The organism is Aestuariibacter sp. A3R04, from assembly GCF_018860805.1.
Classification (GTDB): domain Bacteria; phylum Pseudomonadota; class Gammaproteobacteria; order Enterobacterales; family Alteromonadaceae; genus Alteromonas.
In genome coordinates this window covers 520,979-539,250 of sequence record NZ_JAHKQR010000011.1, presented here as the reverse complement: position 1 = coordinate 539,250, position 18,272 = coordinate 520,979, and the positions used below count along the sequence as shown (strand labels likewise).

Here is an 18,272-nt window from a genome sequence, read left to right as displayed (position 1 = left end):
ACACAGCCACTGGCTTCAAGTATGATGAAAAAAATTATGCTACGACCTATGGAGACCATATGCCTGCCCACGTACTTATGTTAAGTAGCTCCCGCGTAGGAGACGAAGATTACTTACTTCACGCCAAGCCCCTCATTCTTGCACACTTGGGCCCGATCCGCGACATCCTGTTTGTCCCGTACGCTGGGGTAACCGTATCTTGGGACGAATACACGGAAAAAGTACAACAGGCTTTACCCCATTTGAACATTAGAGGCCTGCACACTGAAGCAAACCCAGCCGAAGCCGTTTCTCAGGCTATCAGGCAAGACACGGCGATGATGGTTGGCGGAGGTAACACGTTCAACTTGTTACATTGTCTTTACAAACTCTCCCTTATCCCTCTGCTAAAGCTCGCCATCGACGGTGGTACGCCGTATATCGGCTGGAGCGCGGGTTCTAATATTTGCGGTGCAACCATACGAACAACCAACGATATGCCGATTATCGAGCCACCTTCTTTTAATGCACTTGACGTTCTGCCTTGTCAGCTCAATCCACATTACTCCGATTATCACCCACCGGGTTTTAACGGAGAAACGCGGGATCAACGGCTTCGCGAATTTACTGCGTTAAATCCTACTACCGCCGTGCTGGCTATTCGCGAGGGAACTGCGTTATCACTGACAAATAATACCCTGACTTTTAAGGGAAAATCTGGCGGTTATGTGTTCTTAGGAAAGCAAAAAAAATTGCTTTCAGACGGGGACGATTTAAGCCAATACCTCCATTCGGTGGATGATGCGCTGTAACGCCTCAACGGATTGAGAGAAGGGAATCTCGGCGATAAGAGGGGCGCTTATTGCCCCTTTTAACGTATTGAGGTTATCCTGATAAACAGGCATCTGCGCACTTAACTGATTGGCCACCCAGCCCTTCACTTTTAGTCCGTCTCGTTGGATAGCATCAATGGTTAACATGGCGTGATTCAAGCACCCTAAACGCATACCAACCACAACAATGACATCCAGTTTCAACGCTTTGACGACCTCTGGCATCCACAACGAAGAAGACAAGGGCAATCGCCATCCCCCGGCCCCTTCTACTAGCATAAAATCAGGTTGCTTCGCGACTAAATGCTCAAACCCGGCAATGATGTTTTGCTGAGTGATTTCCAGACCGGCTTGTTTCGCCGCAATATGAGGAGCAATAGGAGGTTTAAGGGCGATGGGGTTTACATCCTGGAGGGACACCTCTATGGACGATGCGTTTTGCAATGCTCGAGCATCTTCGTTGCTCCATTCCCCGTTGATAAACTCACACCCCGCGGAGACAGGTTTGTAACCGACAGTGCGCTTTCCAACAGAAGCTGCAGCCTGTAATAGTAAAGAAGAGACATAGGTTTTGCCCACTTCCGTATCTGTACCTGTGACAAAAAAAACGGACATGTTATTTTTCCAGCGTTAAATGTAGAACCTGATAAGTAAGTGGAAATAAGCGGTTATCGTCTTGCACGTATACCTTCTGCAAGGCATCGAGTTTCGTGCGGTTAAGGGGTTTCACACTGGCATTGGCCAGCGACAAACCCGCTCCAACCCCGGTGATAGAGCGCAACAACTGTCGCACATTGGAAAACCTGTCGACGTATGAGGTAATTGCAGACCCTTGAATGTTTAAACCGCTACTGATCGCTGCATTTTGCCATGCCAATACACTTGCCAGCGAGTTCACTGTGTCTGGAAGGGACGCCGCAGCCCTTGCGCTGATAAGCTCTTGAAAGGAACCGGCAACCATAATGGCAAGATAAGCAGTACCCCGTTTTTTTAATACCCGGTGAATTTCATCCATCGCCAACCCCGGGGACGACACCCATTGCAGTGCCATTGAAGAATAGACGAGGTGAAATATGTCGTTTTGGAAGGGCAAAGCTTCTGCCTGACCTTCAAAAAACTGAATATCACGGTGCCGGGATTGTGCGCTTGAAATCATTTTCGGTGAAATATCCACAGCGGTAATTGCGCTGGCAAACGTCTTCAATTTAGCGGTTAGCGTACCGGTGGCACAACCAATATCCAATAATGCCCCACCTTGAATCGTCCCCATGCGGTCACGCACATCACTGGCGATAGTCGCTTGAATATGTGCCGTTTCATCGTAGGAACGGCAGGCTTTGCTAAAGCGCGCTGCGATGGCTTTTTTTCGCACGCAATCTCGTGGGCAGGCCACCACCGTTTGGTCTGCCATCATACTGAATCTCTGGCTAACGCCAGTGCATCCACAAGTACACTGATGTCTTTTTCCACGTGCTGTGCACTTAGCGTGATACGCAACCTGTCTGATCCCTTTGGTACGGTGGGATACCGTATAGCCGGCACCCAAATTCCTCGTTGTCGCAGTTGTGCGGAGAATGCCATCGCTTTGTTAGGGTCACCAATGATCAAAGGCTGAATTGCGCTTTCAGAAGGAAGAATGTCAAACCCGTGCTGCTGTACCTGTTCTCGAAAAAAGGCGATGTTACTCTTAAGTCTCTCGCGCTCATTCCCTGTGCTAATTGCAGTTAACGAAAACAAGGTTGCAACGGCCTGAGAAGCTGGTATGGAGGTTGAATAGATGTAGTGTCTTGCATGGTTAATCAAATATTCAACAAGCGACTGACTCCCCGCCACAAATGCGCCCGCTGTGCCTACCGCTTTCCCAAAAGTCCCCATGACAAGGGGCGCGTCCTGTTGCGACAGTTGATATTGCTCAACCGTACCCAATCCGTTATCACCGAATACGCCAAAGCCATGGGCATCATCGAGCATTAACCAAGCATCATGCTGCCGGCACATTTCCGCCATATCTCGCACAGGTGCGGCATCACCATCCATGCTAAATATACCTTCTGTGGCCACCAGCTTGTCACCGCTACTCGCGGCAAGCAGGCTCGAAAGCTGTTGCTTGTCGTTGTGGTTATATCGTTTAAACTTGGCTTTGCCCGCCATTACGCCGTCTAAGAATGATGCATGCATGTAGCGATCGACAAACACCTGAACGTCGGACTTAAGTAATGCTTGGCAAATCGCCTGATTGGCTGCAAAACCCGAATTAAACAACAGCACAGCTTCACGTTGTAAGTGTTCTTCCAAATAGCTTTCCAACGCGCAATGGGCCTGAGTATAGCCAGTCACCAATGGCGACGCACCACTGCCACCGCCAAACTGGGCAAGGCCTTCAACCCAGCTTTGAAGCACACCGTGGTGCTGACGCATACCAAGATAGTCGTTGCTGGCAAAATTCAGGTAGTGCTCACCATTAATACAAATAATGGCGTCTTTTTCATACTCGATGCAAACCCGCTCACGCAAATACCCGGCTTCTTGTTTTTCCTGTAACCCAGCGTGAATAAAATCAAACGCCATCAGGCCTCCGACAACTGAGATTTTTTCCCTGCTGTAGCATCGTAAAACAAATCTTCAGCGTTATTTTGCGTGGCAATTTCATCTTGTAAGGCCTGCGCATGGGCTTCATCAGAAAACGCCCGGGTGCGCTCGGTATTAATACCCAGTTTTTTAAACAGCAATACGTCTTCATGAGTGTCCGGATTGGAGGTAGTCAACAACTTACAGCCATAAAATATTGAATTAGCCCCAGCCATAAAACACAACGCCTGCATTTGCTCGTTCATGTTTTCCCGCCCCGCAGACAAACGAACGTGTGATGCAGGCATCATAATGCGAGCCACCGCAATAGTGCGAATAAACTCAAAGGGCTCCAAATCTTCCACGTTGTCCAATGGTGTGCCTTCCACTTTCACCAGCATGTTGATGGGTACACTTTGTGGATGTTCCGGCAAATTCGCCAGTTGTACCAGCAGACCGGCACGATCTGACGCCGATTCTCCCATGCCCACAATGCCTCCTGAACAGACATTCATCCCCGCGTCTCGGACGTTTTGCAGCGTATCCAGGCGATCGCTGTATGTACGAGTTGTGATTATGTCGCCGTAAAATTCCGGAGACGTATCCAGATTGTGATTGTAATAATCAAGACCCGCTTGCTTTAATGCTATGGCCTGCTCACGGGTTAGCATGCCCAGTGTCATACACGTTTCCAGGCCGAGTTTTTTCACCTCAGAGACCATCTGAGTAACATAGGGCATGTCCCGGTCGCGAGGATTGCGCCATGCAGCTCCCATACAGAATCGGGTAGAACCTGCCGCTTTGGCTTCCCGCGCACGCTGGATAACTTTTTCAATTTCCAATAGTCGCTCTTTTTCCAACCCAGTATCATACCTCGCTGACTGCGGGCAATACTTGCAATCTTCAGGACACGCACCGGTTTTAATCGACAATAATGTACTTACCTGTACTTCATTGGGATCGAAATACTGTCTGTGAATCGTTTGGGCCTTAAAGAGCAAATCGTTAAACGGCATGGCAAATAACGCCTGAACCTCCTGTGAAGTCCAGTCATGTCTTATATCTGCCTGAAGTTGTGGTGCATTAACCGCTGTTGTCATGCCGTATCCTTTACTATTGTTTTGAGCTGGCTTAGTCTATGCACAACATCAGAGTTGTCAACTCTGACCAATACAAAAACTTTACCAATGGTTGAATTTTGAGCAATATAGATTTTGATCGCCAGCACATTTGGCATCCTTACACGTCGGCAATCTCCCCACTACCATGTTTTGAAGTAATTGGGGCTAACGGTGCCGAACTGTACCTGGCATCAGGCGAAACACTTATAGACGGCATGTCAAGTTGGTGGGCAGCCGTTCACGGATACAATCATCCTGTTCTCAATGAAGCGGCAAAAAAGCAAATTGATAAGTTTTCTCATGTCATGTTCGGGGGCCTGACTCATGAACCAGCGGTACGGGTGTGTAAGCAATTGCTCGACATCGCTCCATCTGGTATGAACCGCGTATTTTTGGCCGACTCCGGATCCGTATCTGTTGAGGTTGCTCTTAAGATGGCACTGCAATACTGGGCCTGCCAGGGAAGGCCGGAAAAGCACCGCGTAATCACTCCGCGCAATGGTTATCACGGCGATACTTTTGCCGCCATGTCAGTATGCGACCCGGTAAACGGTATGCACACTTTATTTTCCAATGTTTTGAACAAGCAAGTATTTGCCCCAGCCCCACAAACTCGCTTCGATCAGACCTTTAGTGAAGATGATATCTTACCTTTACAGGAATTATTTGAACGCCATCATCATGAACTTGCCGCTCTGATTATTGAGCCGGTGGTTCAGGGCGCGGGAGGCATGCGCATTTATCACCCTGAATATCTCAAGCAATGCCGGCAACTCTGCGACGCCTATGACGTACTACTTATTTGCGATGAAATTGCCACTGGATTTGGTCGCACAGGTAAATTGTTCGGTTGTAACCACGCCAGTATTAGCCCGGATATCATGTGCGTTGGTAAAGCACTGACCGGCGGTTACATGACCCTGGCAGCAACGCTCTGCTCTGAAGATGTTGCCCTAGGTGTTTGTCAGGGCGAGCCTGGCGTGTTTATGCACGGACCAACTTACATGGGCAATCCCTTGGCCTGTGCAGTTGCAAGTGCCAGCCTATCGCTCATTCAGAGAGGTCATTGGCAGCAACAGGTAAGCGCAATCGAAACACAACTTGTTGCCCAGTTAACCCCCTGCCGGGAACTTCCTGCAGTGGCTGATGTAAGGGTTTTGGGCGCAATTGGCGTAGTAGAAACCCGACATCCTGTAGATGTAGGGAAAATTCAGCAGCAATTCGTGAAAAAGGGTATTTGGGTTCGCCCTTTTGGTAAACTGGTTTACATCATGCCACCGTATATTATTTCACCGGCGCAACTGCGCCAGCTTACGACGGGCATATTTGAGGTGCTCGCAACATTTTAAATTAAGGGTAATTATGCATCTATTGGCACGGGTAACCGACAAGTTACTATTCGCAGTCTTGCTTTTAGCCGCGTTACAAGTGCCTATTCTTGCCGACCACTACCGTCAGTACCTCAGTGGCTATTACGATGGACTCCAAGAACAAGCTGACACTATAAAGCAGCTTGCCATAGATTATCATTACAGCTCAATAGAAGCATTGCTGGCAGATCTGGCCAACAATGCTGATCCCGTCGTCAGGGAGGACGCCAGGAACAAAATAGCAACCTTGGCACGATTAAGCGAACTGGAAACTGGCCTAGACGCGCTCAGTAACGGCGCTTACTACCAACAGGCATGGTATATGTTTGCGCCTGCCAGAAAAAACACCTTGCTTCGGGTACTTGATAATTTTTCGCCGTCAGTGCCCTTATCCCCGGAACCCGTCGTTTTCAGTATTTTGTTCGCCACACTGTTAAATATGCTTATTTGGTCGCCCGTCTGGGTGGGTAAACATTTTTATACCTGGTACAAGGAACGCCGCGAACGGTTCAAATTCGGCTAGTATCGCGATGTAATTCAATGCTGTTGCCCTGGCAGGGGTCCATATTCCCCACGCTTTTTCTTTGCTTCTTCTTTCACAATCTCATTTGGGTGCTTGTGTTGAGATTTGGCACTCATGTTGCTATCCAAATACTATGAGAATACAAAGCGTTGTTTTGAGCTTCAGACTACAAATCGTCAAATGTGCTGATTTACAAGGCTTTAAGAAAGCGTCGAGATAGATAAAGCAGGTAACCATTATGGTAAATGAAAATACGTTATTAATTGGCCAAGTGTTGCAAATAAGAGACAAAATACTGGCAAAGCGTCATGTCATCCCCGCATCAATGGAAAAAGAGTGGCAACGACTGGTAGAAAAAACATCAGCGTTTGATATCAAAAGTACGTTCACCTCTGCTCGTAAAGGAGCCACATTAACCAAGCCTTCTCTGTTTGATGGCAGTGCCCGAGATCTGGCAAATTTAGTCAGCGCATTGCGTGCTTTTAACAACAAGTTAATGTACTGATTTCTGGGAGGCTGTGCTCACTGTCGCCCAGCCTCCTGCTATGAAGAAATTACACTACCCGGCATTATTTTCTCTGTAAAGTCCGTCCAGCCAGGTTACTCCTTTCCAACAAAAAAACATAACCAACTGAATTTGTTAAATAATTATCAAACTCTCACTTCTCGGCACGGCCGTTGCTCCCGTTACATCAAGGCATCGTCACATGAAGTGCGATGGCCAGGATTCACCCAAACAGGAGGACTTATGAATAACCGTAATATGGCTGAATTTACTGCACCGGGTTTACCGAACGAGGCGGCAAAATCTACCATCGAGGTACTGTCGCAACGCCTGATAGCACTACTTGATCTCCAGTTGACCCTGAAACACATCCATTGGAACGTGGTGGGGCCTAACTTTATTGGTGTGCATGAAATGTTAGATCCACAAGTCGATGCCGTTCGCGCAATGACTGATACTATCGCTGAACGTATTGCCACATTGGGCGGTACGCCAAAAGGTACACCAAAAGCGATTGTTGAAGGACGCAGTTGGGACGATTACAGCATGGACAAGGCAATGGTGATTGATCACCTTGTTGCCCTTGATGCCGTATACAACGGTGTCAACAGTGATCATCGCTCTGCCATTGAAAAACTGGAAGAGTTAGACCCGGTATCCGAAGATATGATTACCGGGCAGCTGGCAGATCTTGAACAGTTCCAATGGTTTGTCCGCGCGCACATTGAATCTTCTTCAGGTGAACTGAAAGCTTAACGCTGAAGCCTTATCAAGGCCGAATCAGAAGGGCTATCAATGCACTATTAAAAAGCAGTGGGGTAATGCCGCGCTGCTTTTATATTTTATTTGTTTCGACGCACGATGACCGCTGCTCTTAACTTGCGCTTCCCGTAACTAGCCAGACGAATAAAGTCGTCTCTTGCCACTGGAATGTGCTGAAACTCGACAGCTTGCTCGTCTATCTTGTCCGGATAAGGATCGTGAAAATATAAGCAGCGCTCGTCAGAAGCGGTTACTGTCACCCAGTGCGGCGCTTTTTTCTTATCAAAGGCGTAGGTACTGATCAAGCAAAGCACGGCTGCCCCCTCTTTTAACACCTGCTCTAAGCTCTCCATCTTCCATTCGCTTATATGAACATCCACTCCCTGTTCGAGGGCGTCCGATAAGAAGCTGTTTTCCACCACTTCGACTATGGCTTTTTTGTGTGCAGAGCGCACGCCATCGGTAAACAATGGAAGAGGTTTATTTAACCACACCTCACTGTTGTATCCTGTCTTTTTCGCTGCCAGCGCCAATCCAATGGGGTGACACCCACCGTGACCAGACGTCATGAAAATGGTTGTTGCCTGACGCCATAATGTGAGCTCCTGCTCTTGAGAAGGGGTATAATTATCATCTAGTTGTGACATGGCCATCATCAGTGATGCAGGCCCACAGGTAAACTCTGTAGTTTGTTGATACCATGGATAGGCTTCTGTTTGCGCCGTCACCGTACGGTGATTCAACACCTTTTGCATACGGATCGCGTCAGACTGATCTTCATAGTAATCGGTGTAGACACCGAACCGACTAAAGCCCAGCTTGTCGTAAACCTTTATTGCGCCTTTGTTGCCTTCTGACACTTCCAGGCGCATAAAGCGCTTTCCCCGCAACAATGCCCTGCTTTCTAGTTCGCCGATTAACGCCGCCGCAACGCCTTTTCCTCGCGCATCAGGCAACACGGCAATGGAGTAAAGTCGGGTAAGCAGCGTCCCCCTGCGCAGTAGCAGCAGGGCATATCCGTATACCTGCTCGCCCTGTTGCGCTACAACGCACTCAGCATGGGATGCACTTAAGTAAAAACGCAACCGACGACGACTCAGGCGATCCAGAGAAAAACAGCTTTGCTCAATTTCCCACAACACATCCAAATCTGATGGCAAAGCGGTACGCACGACTATGCCGTCTGCCACCACAGGGGCTATTGCAGTGATGTTCATCGACCACGCCGCTCCAAACGCTCTGCAAATTCCTGCATGATGAGTTCGTACAAGCCTTTGCCTAAATATTTATCTTCCACACCATCGTCAATGCTCGGGTTGTCATTCACTTCAATTACGTACACCTTGTTGCCCGCCTGCTTAATGTCGACACCATAGAGGCCATCACCCACTACTTTAGCGGCCTTAATGGCGGCCTGCAGTACTGTCTGGGGTACTTCAAAAGTCGGCATAGTTTTAAACCCCCCCGAGCTAAATCTGTCTCCTTGATGATGATAAATTTGCCAATGGTTGCGCGCCATATAGTATTGGCAGGCGTAAATGGGTTTACCTCCCAGTACACCTATACGCCAGTCAAATTCTGTAAAAACGTATTCCTGCACCAGCACCAATGCCGATTGCGACAACATGTCTTTGAGCTTTTCCTCCAACGCTTGAAAATTTTCTGCTTTGTACACGCCTCGGGAAAACGAACTTTCAGGCAACTTCAGTACCAGCGGCAGGCCGAGCTTATTAATTAGTCGTTCACACGTAGCAGCTGTGCTATCAGACACCATTTCACTTTGCGGTGCAGGTACCTGCTGATACGTAAACGCATCTTGCAAAAATACTTTGTTACAGCAACGCAAAATTGACTGGGGATCGTCTATAACGATCAGGCCTTCGCGCTCAGCCGCTCGGGCAATACGATAAGTGTGATGGTCTATCGCCGTGGTTTCGCGAATAAACAGTGCATCGTAATGACCGACTGCTTCAGACGTTAAGCTGGTCACCACGTCGGCATTAAAACCTGCCTTCTCGGCGGCTTTAACAAATTTGCGAATGGCCTTGTCGTCCGAAGGCGGAGTAGGCTCCTGGGGGTTCACTAAAATAGCCATGTCCCAGCGCATCTTTTTTCCACTGCGGTCGTTCCGCCATTGCAACTGCGTAAACTGTTGTAAAAATTCAATACACACTGGTTTCAGCGCCGACGGCAAATCGGCTAACCCTTTTGCCCGCGCGGTCATAAAGCCAATGTTATCCGCAGCAATATGAACAGAAACTTCCAATATAGGGCATGGGAACACCGAAAACGCTTCGCTTGCCAGCAAACTGAATCGAGGATCCGGCGTTTTACCAAAAAACACGAAAAACGAGGTTGTGTTGACCGCGCCTGACCACGTAAACTTCTTGGGCAATGGTAAACGCGCAACATCTTCGCCCGCAATGCGGAGGTCGTTGATGGTTTTTACCGATGGCAAAACACGGTGTTTCCTGGCTTGGGCCAGCAAAGAACAGTAATAGCCCTGACTGAGATACCGCGTGGTATCGCAGAGGTTAATAACACGGGTTTTCGGTTCGTTTTTTTGTGGGAAATCTTCAAGGTATGCCTGAAATGAAAGTACGGTGTGTTCCGAAACAGATACGTCGTTGATATCATCAACAATTATCAGGGTTTTATGCATAACTGGCTTCTGTTTTCTCTATTAATGCTGGGGCAATCGTCACCCGTTTTTCACACTGGTGCTGCCGGAAAATTGTGCTGCGAAGTGTAGGGTAAACAGTGTGTTAATCCAGTATTTTCAGTACGGTATTTTTTTATCGTTACCATGACTTTTTGTGTTAGTTTAGCCACGTCTGAGATTTATTCGATTTAAGGAATTCATATGCTCCTCGCTTCCATCGCCATTCTTGCTGGTTTACCTGTTTTGTTGTGGAGTGCTGGAAAATTTGTCGATGGTGCTGCCGGTATCGCCCGGCAAATTGGCATGTCGCCTCTACTCATTGGCATGTTGATTATTGGCTTTGGCACATCGGCACCGGAAATTATTGTGTCAGTATTCGCCGCGTTACAGGGCAACTCTGGAATTGCACTGGGCAACGCATATGGGTCAAACATTGCCAATATTGCACTTATTCTCGGGCTTACCGCGCTGGTTAGTCCCATCGCCGTCAGATCAGAGATCATTAAACGGGAACTCCCAATACTGCTGGGGCTCACATTTTTCGCCGCTTGGCAACTTTTGGATTTCAACGTTTCAAAAGACGACGCGTTCTCTTTACTAGGCTTGTTTATCTTGTTGATGGGATGGAGTATTTGGACCGGAATAAAAGGCGATGACGACAATCTTGCCGCTGAATTTGACGAGCAAATTAACAATGAGGAAAGCACTGGTAAAACCAATATCATTTGGTTATTGGCTGGACTCGCGCTACTCATAGCCAGTTCCAGAATACTGGTGTGGGGGGCCGTTGAAATAGCGACTCATTTTGGTGTCAGCGACACCATCATTGGCCTCACCATTATTGCTATTGGTACATCACTCCCCGAACTTGCCTCTTCACTTATGGCAGTAAAAAAAGGCGAACACGACATGGCATTGGGCAATGTCATTGGCTCAAATATGTTTAATACACTAGCGGTTGTTGGTATTGCCGGCACCATTCAACCCATGGAAGTGGAGCACAGTTTCCTTTACCGCGACGTGCTGATTATGCTGTGCTTTTCTGTGGCGCTGTTTGTGTTCTGTATTGGTATTAAACGCCAAGGCCGCTTGAACCGCCTGGAAGGCGGTGCATTTGTATTGGCTTATTTAACCTACACCGCATTCCTTGTGCAGTCGGCGTTTGTATAAGCCTTACACCACACTCACATTAATAGTCAGCAAACTGACCAACGAAATACTGGCTAAAATAAACAGATTTACGCCGTAGCTGTCTTCGCGACGGCGATTTCTCTTCGACCGCAGTAACATGGTCACTAACGCCATACCCAAACACACCTGTAGGAGGACGATAAGGGCATCCACGTGCCTTTGCGACCACGTTTCGCGCCCTGCAATACCCCAGTATGTTTGCAAACCGGTTACCATTTCTGGTCTCGCAAAGTGAAACACCACCAGCGCGACAACAAGTAACAGCCAACTGACAAAGTTCACCGAAAGAACAAAACGGTAAAAACTGTCTTTTCTTCGGGGTTTTCTGCGTCTGTCTTGTTGCACAGGATTCATGCGCTTAGTACTCTCCATCATTAAAGTTCGCTGGTATCCCGTTTCTGAATGAGTATACTAGCCCTTTCGTTTATACAAATGAACAAACAATACGGATACTCATTTTCCGATTTTAATCACCAGTTAAACGTTTTTCTCAGGTTTATTGTCTTTATTCAATCTGAAATGACCTCACTGGGTAGTTTCACTATCGGCAGATGTTCCGTGTTTTTTAACGATTTTCGGCAGATTTCTCTAAAACGCCGACAACAAATCACAATTTAAAACAGGTAAGATGGAGACATTCAAATGACGCATGCACCCGTTTTCGACGTGCTTGAAGGTAAGTACGCAGTTGGCGAAACGGTGACGGTAAAAGGTTGGGTGCGTACTCGCCGAGACTCAAAAGCCGGACTTTCTTTTATTGCGCTGCACGACGGCAGTTGCTTTAATCCCATACAAGTAATCGCGTTAAATTCTCTGTCAAATTATACCGATATACAGCGTTTGACTACTGGTTGTTCACTGTCGGTTGAAGGCGAGGTGAAAGCTTCACAAGGGCAAGGTCAAAGTGTGGAACTCGAAGCCAAAAGCATAGAGATCCTGGGCTGGGTTGAAAACCCGGACACCTACCCAATGGCCGCAAAACGCCATTCTATTGAGTATTTACGTGAGTATGCGCATCTGCGCCCCCGTACAAACGTCATCGGTGCTGTTACCCGTATTCGCAACTGCCTTTCCCAAGCGATACATCGCTTTTTCCACGAACGCGGATATTTCTGGATCAGCACACCTATTTTAACGGCCAGTGACACCGAAGGCGCAGGAGAAATGTTTCGAGTATCCACGTTGGATATGATGAATCTGCCCCGCACTGATAAAGGCGACATTGACTATAAGGAAGACTTCTTTGGCAAAGAGACCTATCTCACGGTTTCTGGCCAATTGAACGTTGAAACCTACTGTGCCGCAATGTCTAAGGTATACACCTTCGGGCCCACATTTCGAGCCGAGAACAGTAACACTTCCCGCCACCTGGCAGAATTCTGGATGATTGAGCCCGAGGTGGCTTTTGCTGATTTAAGCGATGTTGCCCAATTAGCGGAAGACATGCTTAAGTATGTTTGCAAAGCCGTGTTAGATGAACGGGCTGACGATATGTCATTCTTCGCCGAGCGCATCAGCAAAGACGCCATTACCCGTTTGGAAAAACTCATCAATTCTGAATTTGTGCGCATGGACTACACCGATGCTATTGAGATTCTCAAGGCCAGTGGTAAAAAATTCGAATTCCCCGTTGAATGGGGTGTAGATTTGTCCTCTGAGCACGAGCGCTACCTGGCAGAAGAACATGTGGGCGCGCCCATCATCATGCAAAATTACCCGAAAGACATTAAAGCATTCTACATGCGTATAAATGACGACGGCAAAACTGTTGCCGCTATGGACATACTCGCCCCTGGGATCGGTGAAATTATAGGTGGTTCTCAACGTGAAGAACGTCTGGACGTCTTCGATCAACGCCTTGAAGAAATGGGGCTCGACAAAGAAGACTACAGTTGGTACCGGGATTTGCGTCGCTATGGCACCGTACCACACTCTGGATTCGGCCTGGGCTTTGAACGTTTGGTGGCGTATGTAACGGGTATGCAGAACGTGCGGGATGTCATCCCTTTCCCTCGTACACCAGGTAACGCGAACTATTAAAGCAATAGCGCGGAGCGGCCACGTGATTGGCTCGTTTCAATAAATGGCGGTAGCACATATAAAAAGCGGCATAGAAAGCCGCTTTTTATTTGCCTGTATATAAATCCATGTTCTGGTTGATGCGATATGTCCGTTTGTGTACATTGAACGATGGAGCAGCTTTTTTTAAAGACTATGCAGGAAGACGATTGTCAATATATACAGTGTGAGCAATGTCTCACACAGGTGCATTTACCCGTATTAGCCCATCGCCAACGGGCAGTATGTCCGCAATGTGGGCACACCTTGCTAACGTACAGAAACAACCAAAACGACAGCGTACTGGCTTTGGCGTTAAGTGCGCTCGTTTTTTTGATGTTGTCACTACCATTCAATTTTCTGTCATTTAAAGCCAGTGGCATTCAACATCAAATTGCCTTACCGGACAGCTTTAATGCTCTGCTCAATCAGGATTACCTCTCTTTAGCCATTATCACAGGTTTGGCTACACTGGTATTTCCTGGTATGGTTCTGATAGGCCTCGTGGTACTGGCGTTTCATCAAAAACGCGACATTAAACCCGCTTACCTCAAGCACGTATTTTATTGGGTAAAAGCGCTGCTTCCCTGGAGTATGGCGGAAATTTTCCTCGTTGGTACGCTGGTTAGTCTGATTAAAATTTCTTCCATGGCAGATATCTCCGTTGGACTGTCATTTTATGCCTTTATCGCCTTCTCCGCCTGCATGACGGCAAGTATTATTCACTTCGACAGTACCCGCACTGCCCATTGGTTGTATGGAAAAGTGCCACCTCCTAGCCCTGTTACACCGCAAGCTGCGAGTAACAGTATTCAACGTACCTGGGCCTTACTTGTTACCGCGGCATTGCTCTATATTCCCGCCAATGTATTGCCTATTATGCACACTGAATTATTTGGGCGGGATGAACCGAGTACCATTATCGGCGGCGCAATAACCCTTTGGGAATCAGGTGATTATCCTGTAGCATTAGTTATACTCATTGCCAGTGTGCTAATTCCGGTGGCAAAAATTCTCATTTTGGCCTGGTTGAACCTGACAGTACAACAACAACATGAACGCAGGCCCCGAATACGCACGGGTTTCTATCGTTTTACCGAAGGAGTGGGTCGTTGGTCCATGATTGACGTATTTGTGGTGGCAATTCTCGTTGCGCTGGTACAATTGGGTAATACGATGTCGATTTATCCAGGGCCCGCCGCACTCGCTTTCTGTGGTGTGGTTTTCGTTACAATGATAGCCGCAATGACTTTTGACAATCGCCTCATTTGGCAGAACAGGAATAAGAATAAATGACCCAAGAGGCCTCAGTTAAGTCCACCACCCACATCTCCAAAGTCTGGATAATTCCCATAGTGGCTATTTTAATCGGCGGCTGGATGGTGTGGTATCAATGGAAAAACCAAGGGCCTTTGATTACCATTGAACTGTCGTCCGCCAGTGGAATAGAAGTAAATAAAACGCCAATAAAAGTACGTGATTTGGAAGTCGGTCAGGTAAAGAAGATTGAGCTTAAGCCCGATCTTGAGGGTGTACTTGTAACGGCAAGAATAGATGCCAGCGCCGCGCGATTGCTTACAGAAAATACCGATTTTTGGGTAGTGGCACCGCGGATCAGTTTTTCAGAAGTGTCTGGTCTTAACACCTTGTTGTCCGGTTCCTATATTGCTATGTCCGCCGATGACAGTGGCAGGGAACAGTTCCATTTTGTCGCTCTCGAACGCCCCCCTGCAACACCGCCGGGTACCCCAGGCCTTCATTTAACATTGAAGAGTAACGACAAATTCGCCTATAAACCTGGCGACCCTATCATTTACAAAGGGTTTAAAGTAGGTGAATTTGAAGAGGCCGAATTTAACATTGACGAGCGCATTGTTTATTACCGAGCATTTATTGAAGCCCCCTACCACAAACTCATTACCCAAAACACACGCTTTTGGAATGTCAGCGGTGTGAAACTTCACCTGAAATCCAGTGGTGTAAAAGTTGAAACCGGCTCTTTAGAAACGCTACTGGCCAACGGCGTAACCTTCGGGATTCCTCCCGGTGCTGAAGCAGGACCACAGGCCAGTGAAGAAGCTACCTACGACATCTTTTCTGACGATGCTGCTGCATCAAATGCCCGGTATAAATTATACGCCTCTTACCTGTTGCTTATAGACGAAACCGTGCGCGGGCTCACGGAAGGCGCACCGGTTGAGTATCGCGGCATTGAAGTTGGTGAGGTAGCAAAAATTAACCCTGTAGATCTAATTACCGGCAATATTCTCGATGAAAACTACCCTATTCCGGTGTTGATCCGCATATATCCTGGAAAAGTTCGTCTGGAAGACACGCCTGACAGTTTGAACGCAGTCAAAGAAACCATGCATCAATGGATTAAACGAGATCTGCGGGCAACCCTGCGCATGGGCAATGTTCTCACAGGCGGCCTGTTTGTGGATTTACAGCATGACAAGGGAACCACACCGCTGCCGGTTAAAGCGGTGAATGGTATTGAAGTGATCCCCACCGTATCCAATGAGTTTACCCAAATTACACAAAAAGCTGATGCTATTTTAGACAAGATCAACGACTTACCACTTGATAGAATGGTTACTGACATTACCGCTGTGATCACTGACATAAAAGGGGCCGCAAACCGGGTAGAAATAGCAAGTGGTGACTTTGATGCGTTAATGGAAGATATCGACATTAAAACCATCAACAATAATCTGAACAACGCACTGGTGAACATCTCTGCTCTATTGCAAAATTACGCAGAAGGGGGATTGAGCAAATCTGAAATTCAGGAAACTGTAGATGCCATGCAGGAAACCATGCGCAATTTACAACCTCTGCTTCTGCAACTAAACCAAAAACCCAACGGGTTAATATTTTCAGATAATCCCAAAGACGATGTACAACCCAGAGCCAGTAGCCAAGGAAACTAACATTATGAAATTATCCCATTTGTTGCTGTTTGTTAGCTTTCTGGCATTGGTGAGTTGCAGTTCATCGGTTGCGCCCCTGAAGTACTACGTGCTGCACGCGCCCAACACGCAAAACCAGGTAATACTGAGCGAGACCGCACATCGAGTTCAGTTAAAGCAAATTATACTGCCGGACTACTTGAAACAACGCGCTCTGGTGGTACAAACCAGCTCGACAACGCTGCATTTTTCTACCGGTCACGTATGGGCTGAACCGCTAAATAAAAGCCTTCGACAAGCATTATCCGCAGCTTTGTGGCAAGAAGGGCGAATCATGGTAGTACCGGACAATGTGTATACAAATGAATACCCGCTCGTCGGCTTACATATCCAAGTAGATGATTTTCTCTCTACTGACGGTGGCAAAGTGCTCATTAAAGGTCAATACTGGTTAGACAACGTTAAAAACCCGCAAGTGCAATACTTTGATTATCGTCAAACGCTACAAGAAGACGGGTTTGAACATGCAGTAGAAAAAATGCGCGCTTTAGTGTCGGACCTTGCCAAAGCCATTTCGTCTTATCTTAGCGCGGAATAATCAATGGATACCCTATGCTCTTCAGCCCATTTAATAAGCTACTAAATCGCGGTTGCCGATCAAACTACGACGAAGAGACCAATCGGCGGATCGTCGTTATCAATCTGTTTGCTCTTGTAGGCATAATACTAACTTTCATTTTGGGCATTACCGCGCTACTGGGAAATGATCTGTCATTGGGCATTAGTTTACTTGCGGCTTCTTCATTTTTTTTCCTGGCCAGCCAGATACAAGCGTCCTCGCGTAATCGGTTCGGCCACCTGATAGCGGTCTATTTGCTCACGGGCTGCTTAATGGGCCTGGAAACCTACTTGATAATAACCGGCGGTTACGCTAATACAGGGCCTTTATGGATTTACCTGTTACCACCAGTGGCAATGTTCTTTGGGGGATTTAGCCGTGGACTCGTTGTCATGGGCGGCTTTACATTACTCATCGCAATTATTCTCTTTTTCCCCCACGATGCTCTGCTACTCACGGAATACAGCCATCCGTTCAAAACCCGTCTATTATACTCTTTTGTCACTGTAACCTTTCTCTCTGCCTTCTACGAATACAGTCGGCAACGCACGTATCAAACCGTCCGTGATCTCAGTGCGGAATTCGAGCGCCAGGCTCTGCATGACACCCTCACTAAATTGCCTAACAGACGGGGAATGCGTCAGTTAATGGAGCAGGAAATAAAACGCCATCAGCGAAACAAGCTGCCGCTAAGTGTTGTACTTACCGATATAGACAACTTTAAAAAAGTTAATGATACCTATGGCCACGGCAACGGCGACATTATTTTAAAACGCACTGCAGATATTCTGCGGCAAAATATTCGCAGACAAGACTTAGTGTGTCGCTGGGGTGGCGAAGAGTTTCTCATTGTGTTGCCAGAAACTAACGAAACAAATGCCGCTACTCTTGCCGAGAAAATAAGAAAAACCCTGGCTGATTCAGAAATTTGGCTGGATGAAAGGAAAATCGGCATTACCGCCAGCTTTGGTATTTGTGAAATAAACGAAGATGTGTCTGTCGACCGGGCCCTAACCCTAGCAGATAAAGCACTTTATCAAGCCAAGCATCAGGGCAGAAACCGTGTAGTACTTTCTCATGATAACTAAGCCTTTTCTTTTGTCTTAAAACCCTGATAATAGAATTGGGAACAGAATAATCTGGTGAACAACACACTGCCAGTAATATCT

18 protein-coding genes are annotated in these 18,272 nt (G+C 47.3%); 11 read left to right on the top strand and 7 right to left on the bottom strand.

All coding sequences use genetic code 11. The features are described from left to right. The first annotated feature begins 59 nt into the window (after positions 1–59). A complete protein-coding gene (gene pepE, locus KO518_RS11755; protein WP_216026016.1) occupies positions 60–791 on the top strand; it encodes a dipeptidase PepE in 732 nt (243 codons plus the stop codon). On the opposite strand, the gene bioD is transcribed toward pepE, so the two are convergent. From bioD to bioB, 4 genes are read right to left on the bottom strand one after another with little or no spacing between them, the layout of a single operon-like run. Beyond that, entirely contained in the window at positions 753–1,427 is a 675-nt protein-coding gene (gene bioD / locus KO518_RS11750) for a dethiobiotin synthase (RefSeq protein ID WP_216026015.1), read from the bottom strand. The two genes, pepE and bioD, sit on opposite strands and share 39 nt — an antisense overlap. Position 1,428: 1 nt before the next feature. Then, a complete protein-coding gene (locus KO518_RS11745; protein WP_216026014.1) occupies positions 1,429–2,226 on the bottom strand; it encodes a methyltransferase domain-containing protein in 798 nt (265 codons plus the stop codon). After that, positions 2,223–3,380: an 8-amino-7-oxononanoate synthase gene (bioF, locus tag KO518_RS11740; protein ID WP_216026013.1), complete on the bottom strand. Its 1,158-nt coding sequence runs from the start codon at positions 3,378–3,380 to the stop codon at positions 2,223–2,225. Before bioF ends, KO518_RS11745 begins: the two co-directional genes overlap by 4 nt. Further along, positions 3,380–4,480, bottom strand: coding sequence for a biotin synthase BioB (gene bioB / locus KO518_RS11735; protein WP_216026012.1), 1,101 nt, complete (start codon positions 4,478–4,480; stop codon positions 3,380–3,382). Before bioB ends, bioF begins: the two co-directional genes overlap by 1 nt. 98 nt (positions 4,481–4,578) lie before the next feature. Here bioB and bioA point away from each other — a divergent pair, with 98 nt between their 5' ends. From bioA to dps, 4 genes are all read left to right on the top strand, one after another. Then, positions 4,579–5,850, top strand: coding sequence for an adenosylmethionine--8-amino-7-oxononanoate transaminase (gene bioA / locus KO518_RS11730; protein ID WP_216026011.1), 1,272 nt, complete (start codon positions 4,579–4,581; stop codon positions 5,848–5,850). A 13-nt stretch (positions 5,851–5,863) separates the two neighbouring features. Then, positions 5,864–6,394, top strand: coding sequence for a DUF2937 family protein (locus KO518_RS11725; protein WP_216026010.1), 531 nt, complete (start codon positions 5,864–5,866; stop codon positions 6,392–6,394). A gap of 238 nt (positions 6,395–6,632) precedes the next feature. Then, a complete protein-coding gene (locus tag KO518_RS11720) occupies positions 6,633–6,899 on the top strand; it encodes a hypothetical protein (RefSeq protein ID WP_216026009.1) in 267 nt (88 codons plus the stop codon). 243 nt (positions 6,900–7,142) lie between these two features. Continuing rightward, positions 7,143–7,655, top strand: coding sequence for a DNA starvation/stationary phase protection protein Dps (gene dps, locus KO518_RS11715; RefSeq protein ID WP_216026008.1), 513 nt, complete (start codon positions 7,143–7,145; stop codon positions 7,653–7,655). Between the two features lie 86 nt (positions 7,656–7,741). Here dps and KO518_RS11710 read toward each other — a convergent pair whose 3' ends face one another. Both KO518_RS11710 and KO518_RS11705 read right to left on the bottom strand, forming a co-directional pair. After that, positions 7,742–8,878, bottom strand: coding sequence for a GNAT family N-acetyltransferase/peptidase C39 family protein (locus KO518_RS11710; protein WP_216026007.1), 1,137 nt, complete (start codon positions 8,876–8,878; stop codon positions 7,742–7,744). After that, the gene (locus tag KO518_RS11705; RefSeq protein WP_216026006.1) at positions 8,875–10,323 is read right to left on the bottom strand and encodes a RimK family protein; all 1,449 of its coding nucleotides are present in this window, start codon (positions 10,321–10,323) and stop codon (positions 8,875–8,877) included. The genes KO518_RS11710 and KO518_RS11705 overlap by 4 nt, the downstream gene beginning before the upstream one ends. Before the next feature lie 201 nt (positions 10,324–10,524). On the opposite strand from KO518_RS11705, the gene KO518_RS11700 reads away from it, so the two are divergent. Next, positions 10,525–11,493 (top strand): calcium/sodium antiporter, encoded by a 969-nt coding sequence (locus KO518_RS11700; RefSeq protein ID WP_216026005.1) that lies wholly within the window; start codon positions 10,525–10,527, stop codon positions 11,491–11,493. Positions 11,494–11,496: 3 nt separating this feature from the next. Here the strand turns inward: KO518_RS11700 and KO518_RS11695 are convergent, their stop codons facing one another. Next, the gene (locus KO518_RS11695; RefSeq protein WP_216026004.1) at positions 11,497–11,889 is read right to left on the bottom strand and encodes a hypothetical protein; all 393 of its coding nucleotides are present in this window, start codon (positions 11,887–11,889) and stop codon (positions 11,497–11,499) included. 267 nt (positions 11,890–12,156) lie between these two features. On the opposite strand from KO518_RS11695, the gene asnS reads away from it, so the two are divergent. The 5 genes from asnS to KO518_RS11670 all read left to right on the top strand — a co-directional run bounded on the left by asnS (position 12,157) and on the right by KO518_RS11670 (position 18,191). Then, positions 12,157–13,554 carry an asparagine--tRNA ligase gene (asnS, locus tag KO518_RS11690; RefSeq protein WP_216026003.1) on the top strand — a complete coding sequence of 466 codons (1,398 nt, stop codon included), beginning with the start codon at positions 12,157–12,159 and terminating at the stop codon, positions 13,552–13,554. Positions 13,555–13,704: 150 nt separating this feature from the next. Next, positions 13,705–14,868, top strand: a complete 1,164-nt coding sequence (locus tag KO518_RS11685; RefSeq protein ID WP_252736106.1) for a paraquat-inducible protein A — start codon at positions 13,705–13,707, stop codon at positions 14,866–14,868. Continuing rightward, complete coding sequence (pqiB, locus tag KO518_RS11680) at positions 14,865–16,505, top strand: intermembrane transport protein PqiB (RefSeq protein ID WP_216026002.1); 1,641 nt, start codon at positions 14,865–14,867, stop codon at positions 16,503–16,505. Before KO518_RS11685 ends, pqiB begins: the two co-directional genes overlap by 4 nt. A 4-nt stretch (positions 16,506–16,509) precedes the next feature. Continuing rightward, a complete protein-coding gene (locus KO518_RS11675; protein WP_216026001.1) occupies positions 16,510–17,082 on the top strand; it encodes a membrane integrity-associated transporter subunit PqiC in 573 nt (190 codons plus the stop codon). 14 nt (positions 17,083–17,096) lie between these two features. Continuing rightward, positions 17,097–18,191: a GGDEF domain-containing protein gene (locus tag KO518_RS11670; RefSeq protein WP_216026000.1), complete on the top strand. Its 1,095-nt coding sequence runs from the start codon at positions 17,097–17,099 to the stop codon at positions 18,189–18,191. The last annotated feature ends 81 nt before the right edge of the window (positions 18,192–18,272 follow it).